Source organism: Bacillus sp. 105MF, assembly GCF_000374885.1.
GTDB lineage: Bacteria > Bacillota > Bacilli > Bacillales > Bacillaceae_G > Bacillus_A > Bacillus_A pseudomycoides.
The window spans coordinates 387,023-399,671 of the sequence record NZ_KB895565.1; the positions used below are offsets into that span (position 1 = coordinate 387,023).

General features: G+C 36.4%; 15 protein-coding genes and 1 pseudogene. 15 read left to right on the forward strand and 1 reads right to left on the reverse strand.

Going from position 1 to position 12,649, the window contains the following annotated elements:
- Window positions 1–8 precede the first annotated feature (8 nt).
- Together fni and C564_RS0102115 are read left to right on the forward strand one after the other, a co-directional pair.
- Complete coding sequence (gene fni / locus C564_RS0102105) at window positions 9–1,058, forward strand: type 2 isopentenyl-diphosphate Delta-isomerase (RefSeq protein WP_006094255.1); 1,050 nt, start codon at window positions 9–11, stop codon at window positions 1,056–1,058.
- Window positions 1,059–1,284: 226 nt separating this feature from the next.
- A complete protein-coding gene (locus C564_RS0102115) occupies window positions 1,285–1,476 on the forward strand; it encodes a response regulator transcription factor (protein ID WP_080740238.1) in 192 nt (63 codons plus the stop codon).
- Window positions 1,477–1,529: 53 nt separating this feature from the next.
- On the opposite strand, the gene C564_RS34265 is transcribed toward C564_RS0102115, so the two are convergent.
- Window positions 1,530–1,664 (reverse strand): YpzI family protein, encoded by a 135-nt coding sequence (locus C564_RS34265; RefSeq protein ID WP_003206535.1) that lies wholly within the window; start codon window positions 1,662–1,664, stop codon window positions 1,530–1,532.
- A gap of 118 nt (window positions 1,665–1,782) precedes the next feature.
- Between C564_RS34265 and C564_RS0102125 the strand changes: the two are divergent.
- From C564_RS0102125 to C564_RS0102185, 13 genes and pseudogenes are all read left to right on the forward strand, one after another.
- A pseudogene (locus tag C564_RS0102125) lies at window positions 1,783–2,393 on the forward strand (YphA family membrane protein).
- Window positions 2,386–3,279, forward strand: a complete 894-nt coding sequence (locus tag C564_RS0102130; protein WP_003196321.1) for a YIEGIA family protein — start codon at window positions 2,386–2,388, stop codon at window positions 3,277–3,279. Before C564_RS0102125 ends, C564_RS0102130 begins: the two are co-directional and overlap by 8 nt.
- Complete coding sequence (locus tag C564_RS0102135) at window positions 3,276–3,461, forward strand: capping complex subunit for YIEGIA (protein ID WP_016114087.1); 186 nt, start codon at window positions 3,276–3,278, stop codon at window positions 3,459–3,461. Before C564_RS0102130 ends, C564_RS0102135 begins: the two co-directional genes overlap by 4 nt.
- A 124-nt stretch (window positions 3,462–3,585) precedes the next feature.
- The gene (der, locus tag C564_RS0102140) at window positions 3,586–4,896 is read left to right on the forward strand and encodes a ribosome biogenesis GTPase Der (RefSeq protein ID WP_018764270.1); all 1,311 of its coding nucleotides are present in this window, start codon (window positions 3,586–3,588) and stop codon (window positions 4,894–4,896) included.
- Window positions 4,897–4,914: 18 nt separating this feature from the next.
- Window positions 4,915–5,937, forward strand: a complete 1,023-nt coding sequence (locus C564_RS0102145) for an NAD(P)H-dependent glycerol-3-phosphate dehydrogenase (RefSeq protein ID WP_003196326.1) — start codon at window positions 4,915–4,917, stop codon at window positions 5,935–5,937.
- A 115-nt stretch (window positions 5,938–6,052) separates the two neighbouring features.
- Window positions 6,053–6,304 (forward strand): stage VI sporulation protein F, encoded by a 252-nt coding sequence (locus C564_RS0102150; RefSeq protein WP_018764271.1) that lies wholly within the window; start codon window positions 6,053–6,055, stop codon window positions 6,302–6,304.
- 381 nt (window positions 6,305–6,685) lie between these two features.
- Window positions 6,686–6,889, forward strand: coding sequence for a DUF2768 domain-containing protein (locus C564_RS0102155; RefSeq protein ID WP_016114089.1), 204 nt, complete (start codon window positions 6,686–6,688; stop codon window positions 6,887–6,889).
- A gap of 109 nt (window positions 6,890–6,998) precedes the next feature.
- Window positions 6,999–7,709 (forward strand): hypothetical protein, encoded by a 711-nt coding sequence (locus C564_RS0102160; protein WP_026008435.1) that lies wholly within the window; start codon window positions 6,999–7,001, stop codon window positions 7,707–7,709.
- Window positions 7,710–7,956: 247 nt separating this feature from the next.
- A complete protein-coding gene (spoIVA, locus tag C564_RS0102165; RefSeq protein WP_016114091.1) occupies window positions 7,957–9,435 on the forward strand; it encodes a stage IV sporulation protein A in 1,479 nt (492 codons plus the stop codon).
- A gap of 352 nt (window positions 9,436–9,787) precedes the next feature.
- The gene (locus tag C564_RS0102170) at window positions 9,788–10,060 is read left to right on the forward strand and encodes an HU family DNA-binding protein (protein WP_001043860.1); all 273 of its coding nucleotides are present in this window, start codon (window positions 9,788–9,790) and stop codon (window positions 10,058–10,060) included.
- Window positions 10,061–10,182: 122 nt separating this feature from the next.
- Entirely contained in the window at window positions 10,183–10,752 is a 570-nt protein-coding gene (gene folE / locus C564_RS0102175; RefSeq protein ID WP_003206523.1) for a GTP cyclohydrolase I FolE, read from the forward strand.
- A gap of 383 nt (window positions 10,753–11,135) precedes the next feature.
- Window positions 11,136–11,891 carry a heptaprenyl diphosphate synthase component 1 gene (locus tag C564_RS0102180; RefSeq protein ID WP_018764273.1) on the forward strand — a complete coding sequence of 252 codons (756 nt, stop codon included), beginning with the start codon at window positions 11,136–11,138 and terminating at the stop codon, window positions 11,889–11,891.
- Between the two features lie 30 nt (window positions 11,892–11,921).
- Entirely contained in the window at window positions 11,922–12,635 is a 714-nt protein-coding gene (locus tag C564_RS0102185; protein WP_018764274.1) for a demethylmenaquinone methyltransferase, read from the forward strand.
- Window positions 12,636–12,649 lie beyond the last annotated feature (14 nt).

The window sequence follows — 12,649 nt, forward strand, 5'->3', positions numbered from 1 at the left end:
GGGTACAAGTGGTAAGGGCAAAACGAAAATTAGAACATATTGAATACGCTCTTTCCACCGGACAGTCTCGTATACATGGCTTTCATGACATTGCTTTTGTCCATCAAAGCTTGCCAAATTCAAGTTATGAAAGCATTACATTTGAAACGGAAATCGGCGAACTTTCATTAAGTTCGCCGATTTTTATCAATGCGATGACTGGTGGTGGTGGAGATCACACATTACATATTAATGAACAGTTAGCACACGTGGCTAAGCAGCATAACCTTGCGATGGCTGTCGGTTCTCAAATGGCTGCGTTAAAAGATGAAAAAGAAGCATCTTCTTATCGAATTGTTCGAAAGGTAAATCCAAATGGAATCGTTTTTGCAAATTTGGGTAGTGAAGCGAGCGTTGAACAGGCAAAACGAGCGGTTGATATGATTGAAGCGAATGCTTTGCAAATTCATTTGAATGTCATTCAAGAACTAACGATGCCAGAAGGTGATCGGGATTTTACAGGCGTATTAGAGCGGATTGAACAAATTGTTACAAGTTCTCCGGTTCCAGTTATAGTAAAAGAAGTAGGTTTTGGTATGAGTAAAGAAACGGTACAGCAGCTAACTAATGTTGGTGTTACGGCTGTAGATGTTGGTGGTTATGGTGGCACAAATTTTGCTGCAGTTGAAAATGAGCGAAGGAAGCGAATGCTTTCTTATTTTAATGATTGGGGCATTCAGACGGTAGCTTCGATCATAGAAGCATCCTCTACAAATAAAAACCTCTCTCTTATTGCATCTGGCGGTATACAAACTGCGCTTGATGTAGCAAAAGCAATTGCATTAGGGGCACGGGCGACTGCTTTTGCTGGGTATTTTTTACGTATATTGATGAATGATGGTACCCAGAAATTAATGGATGAAATAGAACTTTTACATACGGATTTACAATTTATAATGACGGCTCTTGGAGCGAGAACACTCTCTGAGCTTCAGCGAGTGCCGCTTATTGTGAAGGGTGACACGTATCATTGGTTATCGCAACGCGGGATTGATACGACGTGCTATAGCAATAGGTAATGTTTTTTAAGTTTTTTTGCAGGTTATTTATAAATCAGAATAAGATAAGAATAAAAAATCAACCGAAAGAATCAACCGTTCGGTTGATTTTTTTTATGTACCCGCCTCGTACAATGAAGAGGAAAGGGGAAGATGAAATGAATAAGATTATTGAAGTGGATAAAGTAACGAAGTGCTATGAAACTTTTAAAGCACTATCTTTAAAAGTGAAGAAGTAACAAATACAGTGCTAAGTCAGAGAGAATTAGAGGTGTTAATTGTTCTAGCTACTGGAGCGACAAATAAAGAGATTGGTGAGAAACTCTTTATTTCAATTTCAACGGTTAAAACACACATTATTAATATATATACTAAGCTCCAAGTTTCTAATCGTGTAGAAGCAATAAAGAAAGCGTTGGAGCATGGATTAATAACATAATGAATTGTGGGAAAATGAAAAAACAGCCGATGTCGGCTGTTTTTTCATTTTGTTTAATGCTGATTTTGCTTGCGAGCTTGCTCTGGTGTATCAAGCCCAGTTGCTCCAGGATATTGCAGCGATTGGTCGCGGTCAGACTCGACACGGCGCGATTGTTTTAGTTTCTTTTCTTGGCGGTCTTTTCCCATCGTTATCTACACCTCCTTAATAGAAAGTGTTGCTGTTATAAGAAAAACTATGCAAAAAGAAGAAAAGGATTAGTTTTCATAAAAAGTTCCCATAATGGAAATGATAGGAGGAGAAAATATGGATGGAAGTTATTTTTATTTTTTAGCGTGGGTGGGCTGGGTTGTTACAACGTTTTTTTTGAAAAAAGATGAAATTCGTTGGAAAGTTAGTGCTGCTATATTAATATTTATTATTTGTTCACAGATAACGGTATCTATTGCTTCTTTCACTGTATCATTAAACGCTCTTATACTCGGTATTATTTCCTTTTTGGGGATTGCTCTATATTCTGTGTGGGAAAAAATGTATGCCTTATTGTCGGCACTTATCATTGCTATGCTATATACAAGCTTTCATTTATTAGAGGTGTATGATCCGATTTGGATTGTTATTGATCGGATTTTTATGTTAAGCGGTGCTCTTGTATATGCATCAATTTTATTACATCGAGATCGTTTATTGCGTCTATGTTCTTTATATGCCGGAGCACTACAAGGAGAAATATTGGTAACATTTATTTTTCGCAGGCTTCATTTTCCATACGAATTTGGTGGTTTGACATTCTTTGATATCATTGCTGTTTCTACACTACTGGTTATGATGATGTCTTATATCGCAAAATTATCGGCGTATAGAGGACAATTTAGAAAAAAACATGTAAAAGAAAGGCAAGGGTAATACATGACTGAATATACACCAGCCATTTTATGTGGCGTCATTGCTGGAACAGTAACGCGAATTTTGATGCTTCGTACAGATACGAGGCAGTATCCGACACGTTTACATGGAAAAATTATTCACATTGCTATGGGATTAATTGCAGCAGCTTTAGGAGCAATTGCTATTCCATCCATTTTGAAGAAGGATTTTTCAGCGATTACTTTCTTAACATTAGCTGCGTCTCAATTTCGAGATGTTCGAAATATGGAAAGGAATACACTGCAGCAATTAGATGGGTATGAGCTTGTACCGCGTGGAAACACATATATTGAGGGAATAGCTCTTGTATTTGAAAGTCGCAACTATTTAGCGATGTTAACAGCATTTGTGACAACATTTACATATATAGGGTTTCATTCGTGGATAGCTGGTGTAGTTGCTGGCACAGCGGGATTCTTTATTGCCAAAATATTGATGTCTGGTAAAAGGTTACGTGATCTTGTAGACATTGAGCATGTCCCTCTCCGCTTTGAGGGAGCAGGACTATATATTGATAATATTTATATTATGAATATTGGATTGCCCGCAAGGCAAGAAGAAATTATGAAGTATGGAATGGGCTTTATTTTAAAGCCTAAGTCTATTGACGCAAGAATAACAATTTCCAATCTTGGACAACGACAAGCAATCTTACATGATGTATCGGTTGCATTAGGCATATTTAGAGATTCTGGAACCCCGGCGTTAGTCCCCTTAGCTAAGCGCGATTTAGAAGATGGAAGAGTAGGGGTATTTGTACTCCCGCAAGATCAAGATGTAAAAAAAGCGATTGCAGTAATAGGGAATGTACCAACATTAGAAAGTGCGGTTCATATGTCATCAGAGGCCCCAAAAGGAAGGGGAGATATACGATGATGTTAGAAAGCTATATTCTTGCTGTAATTACAACGACGCCAGAAAAGTTTGCTGGGGGGGCACCTTTATTTACTTGTGACTCAAAAGAAGAAATGGAATTTGTAGCAAATAATTTAGAAGCGATTTTAGACGGTATCGCACACCGCTTACAAGAGAATGTATATATTATTGTGAAACATTAGTAACGTGTGCTATAATATGAGATGTTTTGATACGATGAGAAATATTCTGGAATGCAAATCCCTTCTTGCACAAAGAAGGGTTTTTTACATAATAAACAGAAGCAAGTTGAAAGGATGAAATTATATGCCGAAACCAGTAGTGGCAATAGTAGGACGCCCGAACGTAGGGAAATCTACTATTTTCAATAGAATTGTTGGAGAGAGAGTTTCAATTGTAGAAGATATCCCAGGCGTAACGCGAGATCGTATTTATAGTGCGGGAGAATGGTTAAATCATGAATTTAACATTATTGATACAGGTGGAATTGATATTGGAGACGAGCCGTTTTTGACACAAATTCGTCAACAAGCAGAAGTTGCGATTGATGAAGCGGATGTTATCATTTTTATGACAAATGGCCGTGATGGTGTAACAGCTGCAGATGAAGAAGTAGCAAAGATTTTATATCGTTCTAAAAAGCCGGTTGTACTAGCGGTGAATAAGGTTGATAATCCAGAGATGCGTAATGATATTTATGATTTCTATGCATTAGGATTTGGTGAGCCATTCCCAATTTCAGGTACACACGGATTAGGTTTAGGTGATTTATTAGATGAAGCAGCAAAGCATTTCCCTAAGATTGAAGAAGAGGCATATGATGACGAAACAATTCGTTTCTCATTAATTGGGCGTCCAAATGTAGGGAAATCATCACTTGTAAATGCATTGCTTGGTCAAGAGCGTGTAATTGTAAGTAACGTAGCAGGAACGACCCGTGATGCTGTTGATACACCATATAGTAAAGATGGTCAAGATTACGTTATTATTGATACAGCGGGGATGCGTAAAAAAGGGAAAGTATACGAGAGTACTGAAAAGTATAGTGTACTTCGTGCATTGAGAGCGATTGAACGATCTGACGTTGTTTTAGTCGTTTTAGATGGTGAAGAAGGAATTATTGAACAAGATAAAAAAATTGCTGGTTATGCACATGACTCAGGAAGAGCAGTAATTATTGTTGTGAATAAATGGGATGCAGTTAAAAAAGATGAAAAGACAATGAAAGCATTTGAAGAAAATATTCGTGCGCATTTCCAATTCTTGGATTATGCACCGGTTGTATTCTTATCTGCGAAAACGAAAAAACGTACACAGACATTATTACCAGTTATTAATGAAGTTAATGAAAGTCATAGTATTCGTGTACAAACAAACGTATTAAACGACGTGATTATGGATGCTGTTGCAATGAATCCAACACCAACGCATAATGGACAACGTTTGAAAATCTTCTACGCAACGCAAGTCGCGGTGAAACCACCAACATTTGTTGTATTTGTAAATGATCCAGAATTAATGCACTTTTCATATGAGCGCTTCTTAAAGAATCGTTTGCGTGAGTCGTTTGGCTTCGTAGGAACGCCAATTCGAATTATTTCTAGAGCAAGAGACTAATGGAGAGGATGTGATTTTATGAAAAAAATCACAGTAGTAGGAGCAGGTAGCTGGGGCACAGCGTTAGCGATGGTATTAGCTGACAATGGTCATGATGTACGTATTTGGGGAAATCGTTCGGAGCTCATGGATGAAATCAATATGAAACATGAGAACAGCCGGTATCTCCCAGGAATTACATTGCCAAGCACAATCGTAGCCTACTCTTCTTTAGAAGAGGCATTAGTAGATGTAGATATAGTACTTTTAGTCGTGCCAACGAAAGCGTATCGAGAAGTATTGAAAAATATGAAAGATATTGTTTCACAGCCAATTACTTGGATTCATGCAAGTAAAGGGATTGAACCGGGAACTTCAAAACGTATTTCAGAAATGATTGAAGAAGAAATTCCAGCGCATCTTATTCGTGATGTTGTTGTCCTATCAGGACCAAGCCATGCGGAAGAGGTAGGGCTTCGTCAAGCGACAACTGTTACTTCAGCTGCTAAACGTATGGAAGCAGCTGAAGAAGTACAAGACTTGTTTATGAATAGTTATTTCCGAGTATATACGAATCCTGATATTGTCGGAGTAGAGCTCGGTGGGGCATTAAAAAATATTATTGCACTAGCCGCGGGTATAACGGATGGCCTTGGATTAGGTGATAATGCAAAAGCAGCTCTTATGACACGTGGTTTAACGGAAATTGCTCGTTTAGGAAGAAAGATGGGTGGTAATCCGTTAACATTTGCTGGTTTAACGGGAATGGGTGACTTGATTGTAACTTGTACAAGTGTCCATAGTCGAAATTGGCGTGCGGGAAATATGCTTGGAAAAGGATATTCATTAGAAGAAGTATTAGATAGTATGGGTATGGTAGTTGAAGGTGTACGAACAACGAAAGCTGCATATGAGATGGCTGAGAAAATGAAAGTTGAAATGCCAATTACGGCAGCCTTATATGATGTACTATTCAATGGAAATAATGTGAAAGATGCAGTAGGGTCATTGATGGGGCGTGTTCGTAAACATGAAGTTGAAGCGATACCTGATTTATTGTAAATAAAAGCTGTATGCGTGAAAAAACACGTATACAGCTTTTTATTTTTCTGGGTTTTTTCACCATTTATTTCTTTTTGCATACGATGGATTGTAACTTGAAGAGAGGGTGAAGAAAATGGATAATAACATTTTCAATAATATTGAAAAAGAAGCGAAAGTAAATAAAGACGATATTTTTAAATTAGCATCATCTGTACAAAATGCAAATTTACGCGATGAGAAAATACTACGCCAATTAATCCATCAGGTCGCAGTAATGGCAGGGCGAGAGGTACCAAAAGAGCAAGAAGATCAAATTGTAAAAGCGATTATTAATAATAATATGCCAACAGACTTTAGCTCGTTAAGTAAAATGTTTAAAAAATAAAGCATGAGAAACAAAGGGTTCGAGGATTGCATACGATAGCTATGAAGAAATGGGATTGGAGCTGTTTGTGGGCGTATTTGGTCAACCGAAGCGAAGATGATACATTCGCTTCGGTTTTATTTTTGTTTTTTATTTACATTTATCCATTTTGATTTTCGAATATATAATTCGCCATTATGAAGAACGAAAGGTGACCTACACTCATTTTATTTATTTGTTTTCAATTGGCATGGGGCAGGAAAAGGATCTAACCGTTTCTATGTATGGCCGGATGCTCTCTACCAGCTAAAAAGAATGGTCTTATATTATTTTTCTATTTGTTTAAAATTTTTAATTTGTTAAAATAGTATAAAAATAGATTGATAATTAAGGGGTGGGTATATGTCTGAAGGACTTATAAAAATGTGGTTTTCTTTAGGAGCAATGGGATTCATGTTTATTGCAGTAGCTTTTATTTTATTAAGTAGGCATAAAATAAAGAATAAAATTTTGAAAGGTATTACAGCGCTGGTTGCTTATACACTTATGGTTGTATCTGGGATTGTTATTTTCCTCGTTGTATTTAGTGGGCCAGTCGAACAATAAGAATGAATAATCGCCACTCTTTGTTTTCAAATAGATTGTGGGGAGGTAGGTGGAAATGAATAAACAAGATTTAATAGATATGAGCGAGAAAATAAAGGATGGATTGACTGTGAAAAAAAACTATATTATTTTAATATTTTGTTGTATAAGCCTTTTGTCAGGATGTATGTATCCTAGAGAAAATATGAAACAGAATGCTGTCCCTTATGAAGATCAGCTGCAAGCTGTACAAAAGGCAGTCAATACATATAAGGAACAAAATAATGGTTTATTGCCAATTAAAACGCGTGATATGAGCACACCAATTTATCAAAAATATCCAATTGATTTTCAAAAAATTGCACCACGTTATATACAAGAAGCACCTGGAAATGCATATGAAAGTGGTGGTGTATATCAATATGTATTAGTAGATGTAGAAACAAATCCAACGGTAAAATTAATCGATGTAAGAATGGCAGAACAAATTCGGGATGTTAAGTTGAAATTGCAAATGTATCGTGATGAACATCAATATCCTCCCTTTAAAAAGGTTATTGCAGATGGTGTTTATGAGCTAGATTTCAAAAAGATGGGATATAAAGATGTGCCTCAAGTGACAAGCCCATATTCTGGAAAAGGATTACCGCTTGTAATTAATGAAAAAGGGGAAATTTTTGTTGATTATCGAATGGATTTATATGAAATGTTACAAAAAAACGGAGAAAAGTTGAAAGAGGGGGAAGATATTCGTAATATGCTTTTAAAAGATACACCATTTGTGCCCGCATACTCTTTACCGTATACAGTAAGAAACGGAGAACCAATTTTTTTTAAATGATAAGTCATGAACCTTTCTTCTAGCGAATAAGTTCTAGAAGAAAGGTTTTTTCATGTATTACAACTTATGATGCAAACAAAAAGTTTTTTTTAAATAGTCATATGAATTTAGGACAAAATCATATGATATATTGTCCACACTTCTAGAATATTTTTATGTTATTTCATATGATAGGAGACATCAGTGAAGGATATTGTATGTGAATACAAATTGGATTATTCCCAAAAATTTTGAGGGAGGGAATCACTTGGAAAAGGTCGATATTTTTAAAGATATTGCTGAGCGCACAGGCGGTGATATTTATTTAGGGGTTGTAGGAGCTGTTCGAACAGGAAAATCAACGTTTATTAAAAAATTTATGGAGCTTGTTGTTATTCCAAATATCGAAAATGATTCAGATCGTCAGCGAGCACAAGATGAATTACCTCAAAGTGCTGCTGGACGTACAATTATGACAACAGAACCGAAATTTGTTCCAAACCAAGCGGTTTCCATCCATGTTGATGACGGTCTTGAAGTAAATATTCGATTAGTAGATTGTGTTGGTTATACGGTTCCTGGAGCGAAAGGTTATGAAGATGAGAATGGCCCACGCATGATTAATACACCTTGGTATGAAGAACCCATCCCGTTTCATGAGGCTGCTGAAATTGGAACGCGTAAGGTGATTCAAGAACATTCTACTATTGGGGTTGTCATTACAACTGATGGAACGATTGGAGAAATTCCAAGACGAGATTATATAGAAGCAGAAGAACGTGTTATCAATGAGTTAAAAGAAGTGGGTAAACCGTTTATCATGATTATTAATACAGTACAGCCGTATCATCCAGATACAGAACAGTTACGTCAAAGTTTATCAGAGGAGCATGATATTCCTGTATTAGCAATGAGTGTGGAGAGTTTAAGAGAAACAGATGTTTACAATGTACTTCGTGAAGCTTTATTTGAATTCCCTGTTTTGGAAGTGAATGTGAATCTACCAAGCTGGGTTATGGTATTAAATGAGGGACATTGGTTACGTCAAAGTTATCAAGAAGCTGTTCAAGAGACAGTTAAAGATATAAAAAGGCTTCGTGATGTAGATCGTGTTGTTTGGCAATTTAGTCAATATGAGTTTATTGATCGAGCGAGTTTAGCTGGGATTGATATGGGGCAAGGCGTTGCAGAGATTGATTTATATGCACCAGATGAATTGTACGATCAAATATTAAAAGAAGTTGTAGGTGTAGAAATTAGAGGGAAAGATCATTTATTAAAGCTTATGCTTGATTTTTCTCATGCAAAAACGGAGTATGATCAAGTTTCAGAGGCTTTAAGAATGGTCAAACAAACAGGATATGGCGTAGCTGCGCCGGCCTTAGCTGATATGAGCCTAGATGAGCCAGAAATTATTCGTCATGGATCGCGATTCGGTGTGAAATTAAAGGCGGTTGCACCGTCTATTCATATGATTAAAGTTGATGTTGAATCTACATTTGAGCCAATTATTGGTACTGAAAAGCAAAGTGAAGAGCTTGTCCGCTATTTAATGCAAGATTTTGAGGATGATCCGCTTTCTATATGGAATTCTGATATCTTTGGACGCTCGCTTAGTTCAATTGTTCGAGAAGGAATTCAAGCAAAATTGTCTTTAATGCCTGAAAATGCTCGTTACAAATTAAAAGAAACGCTAGAAAGAATTATTAACGAAGGATCTGGCGGATTGATTGCCATTATTTTATAAGGACCCCCCTGCGAGCAGGGGGTTTTTGCTTTTTTATCCCGCTATTTGCAGGCTGTAAGACTCCAGTCTCAAGATTCAGAGAAAAGTGAGGAAGATAGGTGGAGAGGAGAAAAGAAATAGCCATTATCTAATATTTTGTAGCATATTGTCAAGTTTCATCGTTTTTTCACATTTTCGAGGTAACAATTTCTTTAAAAATATTGAATTATACAGGAGAATCGTATAATATAGGCGTTGATAATGATTTATCTACATCTTTGTAGTATAGAATTTGTAAAAATTGCCTACAAATGAAAGTAAGACTCATTTTATGATCATTATACAGTCTTATCTTTGGGAGGAGGTGAATGGCATGAACAAGACAGATTTAATCAATGCTGTTGCAGAAGCAAGTTCCCTTTCTAAAAAGGACGCAACAAAAGCAGTTGACGCTGTTTTTGATTCTATCTTAGAAGCTTTAAAACAAGGTGATAAAGTACAATTGATCGGATTCGGTAACTTCGAAGTTCGTGAGCGTGCGGCTCGTAAAGGACGCAACCCACAAACTGGTGAGGAAATTGAAATCGCTGCAAGTAAAGTACCTGCATTCAAACCTGGTAAAGCGTTAAAAGATGCGGTTAAATAATCCTTACATATTAACAGGGAAGAAGAGTTTCCTTTTTGGAAACTCTTCTTTTTGCTTTTAAAATCATAAATATGCTAGAATGTGTTCGTATCACTTTTAGGTTTTTCGGGAGGGTTAAGCGGATGGCAAAAGTTAACTTAGAACAAATCGAGCAAGCAGTGCGTCTTATTCTAGAGGCAATTGGAGACGATCCAAATCGTGAGGGAGTACTTGATACACCGAAACGTGTTGCGAAAATGTATGCAGAAGTATTTTCAGGTATGCATGAAGATCCAAAGGAGCATTTGCATAAAGTGTTTGGAGAAGAGCACGAGGAGCTTGTATTAGTAAAAGATATTCCATTTTATTCGATGTGTGAGCACCATCTTGTTCCGTTTTACGGAGTTGCTCATGTTGCATATATTCCACGTGGTGGAAAAGTAACAGGTTTAAGTAAATTAGCTCGTACTGTAGATACAATTGCACGTCGTCCACAACTTCAAGAACGTATTACGTCAACAGTGGCTAATTCTATTATGGAAGTGCTAGAACCACATGGTGTTATGGTAGTTGTTGAAGCGGAGCATATGTGTATGACAATGCGCGGTGTGAAAAAGCCTGGTGCAAAAACGGTAACTACAGCAGTGCGCGGTGTGTTAGAAAATGATGCAGCGGCACGTAGCGAAATTTTGTCTTTTATTAAGGCAAAGTAAAGGAAAGCGGGAAACTGCTTTTCTTTTTTATTTATATTATTTTACTTTTGATTCCGGTTGTTTGTAGGAAATACTGTCTGTATCCAACAAAACTAGGTGGGGATTACTGCCTGTGAAATCTAAATTCTTATAATGAGCAAGGAGAAATGAGAATTCCATTTTAATGTGTGTTTATGGAGTGAGAGATATAGTCTTTAAAAAATTACATATATTTTGATAGCTGTCCATAAACTTATAGGTGAATGAGTTTTTGTTTTTTATGCGTATTGTATGAATAGAAATCTAACATATAGTTTATCTTGATTCCCCAAGTTTTGGTTATAGAAAATAGAATGTATGTGTTATAATAGGTTTTATGAATTAGAAAACAAGGGTGATTTTTTGTGTGTGACATCTACGGAGGGTATGCGGATATAAAGGAGCAGTTGCTATCAAAACTGCGCCATCCTTATTTTATAAACTATATTGAAGAACCATTTATTGATGAAGAAAAGGTAGTGCTTTTATACGCTGCTTTAAAAAATGCAAATTTACATAAAGAACAGATTGATCACTATGTTTTAACGATTATGCTTGTACAAATCGCTCTTGATACACATGAAAAAGTATCAAACAAAGCAGATGAAGAAACAAGTGGATTTCATAAGCGTCGTCAGCTTACAGTACTTGCAGGTGATTACTATAGTGGACTGTATTATTATTTACTTTCAATGAATTGTGATATTGTATTAATTCGTGCACTTGCCGAAGGGATTAAAGAAATTAATGAACATAAAATTATGTTATATCAGAGGGCATATGAAACAGCTGATGAAGTAGTCAAAAGTGTTATGACAATCGAATCGGCACTTTTACAAAAAACATGTGATCATTTTCATTTATCACATTGGAAACCGTTTATAGCATATATGCTAGGGAATAAGCGTCTTCAAAAAGAGTATCAATTGCATGTTAAAAGAAAAACTGCACCTGTTTTTCAAGCGGTTCAAGCAACTCTATCAAATGATGATGACAGAAATGTGGAAGCGGTCTTTACAGAGTGGTTGAAAAAAATGGATGAACAAGAAAAATCATTTCTTCAAAGCCATAAAGAAATTGATGAGATAGTTTCCGCTTTAAAAGATAAATTGAAAACATAAGCAATTTTATATTGGAAGAAGGGTAAGCGCATGCAACAATCAAAAGAAGAAAGAGTACATGACGTATTTGAAAAAATCTCTGATAAATACGATGTAATGAATTCAGTTATAAGTTTTCAAAGGCATAAAGCATGGCGAAAAGAAACGATGCGAATTATGGATGTACAACCTGGAAGTAAGGCGTTAGATGTGTGTTGTGGGACTGCTGATTGGACAATTGCACTTGCTAATGCTGTTGGTCCAAACGGAGAGGTACATGGTTTAGACTTCAGTGAAAATATGCTATCTGTCGGTAAAGAAAAGGTAAAGGCATTAGGATTGACGCAAGTGGAGCTTCTGCATGGAAATGCAATGGAACTTCCATTTGAAGATAATACATTTGACTATGTAACAATTGGGTTTGGATTACGTAATGTTCCTGATTATATGCATGTATTAAAAGAAATGGCGCGAGTAGTAAAGCCAGGCGGGAAAGTGATTTGTTTAGAAACATCTCAACCAACGATGATTGGTTTTCGCCAGATGTATATTTTGTATTTCAAATACATTATGCCTTTGTTTGGCAAAATGTTTGCAAAAAGCTATAAGGAATATTCATGGCTTCAGGAGTCTGCTAGCACATTCCCAGGGATGAAAGAATTAGTGAAGATGTTTGAATCAGCAGGACTTGAGCATGTGCAAGTGAAACCATTTACTTTTGGTGTAGCAGCTATGCACTTAGGATTAAAACCGAAATTAAAATAGAAAAAAGACGTTTT

Coding starts and splice junctions, on each gene's coding strand:
- C564_RS0102135 (WP_016114087.1), top strand. CDS start 3,276: ATGATGTTAGAAAGCTATATTCTTGCTGTAATTACAACGACGCCAGAA.
- C564_RS0102130 (WP_003196321.1), top strand. CDS start 2,386: ATGACTGAATATACACCAGCCATTTTATGTGGCGTCATTGCTGGAACA.
- C564_RS0102145 (WP_003196326.1), top strand. CDS start 4,915: ATGAAAAAAATCACAGTAGTAGGAGCAGGTAGCTGGGGCACAGCGTTA.
- C564_RS34265 (WP_003206535.1), bottom strand. CDS start 1,664: ATGGGAAAAGACCGCCAAGAAAAGAAACTAAAACAATCGCGCCGTGTC.
- C564_RS0102185 (WP_018764274.1), top strand. CDS start 11,922: ATGCAACAATCAAAAGAAGAAAGAGTACATGACGTATTTGAAAAAATC.
- C564_RS0102155 (WP_016114089.1), top strand. CDS start 6,686: ATGTCTGAAGGACTTATAAAAATGTGGTTTTCTTTAGGAGCAATGGGA.
- C564_RS0102170 (WP_001043860.1), top strand. CDS start 9,788: ATGAACAAGACAGATTTAATCAATGCTGTTGCAGAAGCAAGTTCCCTT.
- der (WP_018764270.1), top strand. CDS start 3,586: ATGCCGAAACCAGTAGTGGCAATAGTAGGACGCCCGAACGTAGGGAAA.
- folE (WP_003206523.1), top strand. CDS start 10,183: ATGGCAAAAGTTAACTTAGAACAAATCGAGCAAGCAGTGCGTCTTATT.
- C564_RS0102150 (WP_018764271.1), top strand. CDS start 6,053: ATGGATAATAACATTTTCAATAATATTGAAAAAGAAGCGAAAGTAAAT.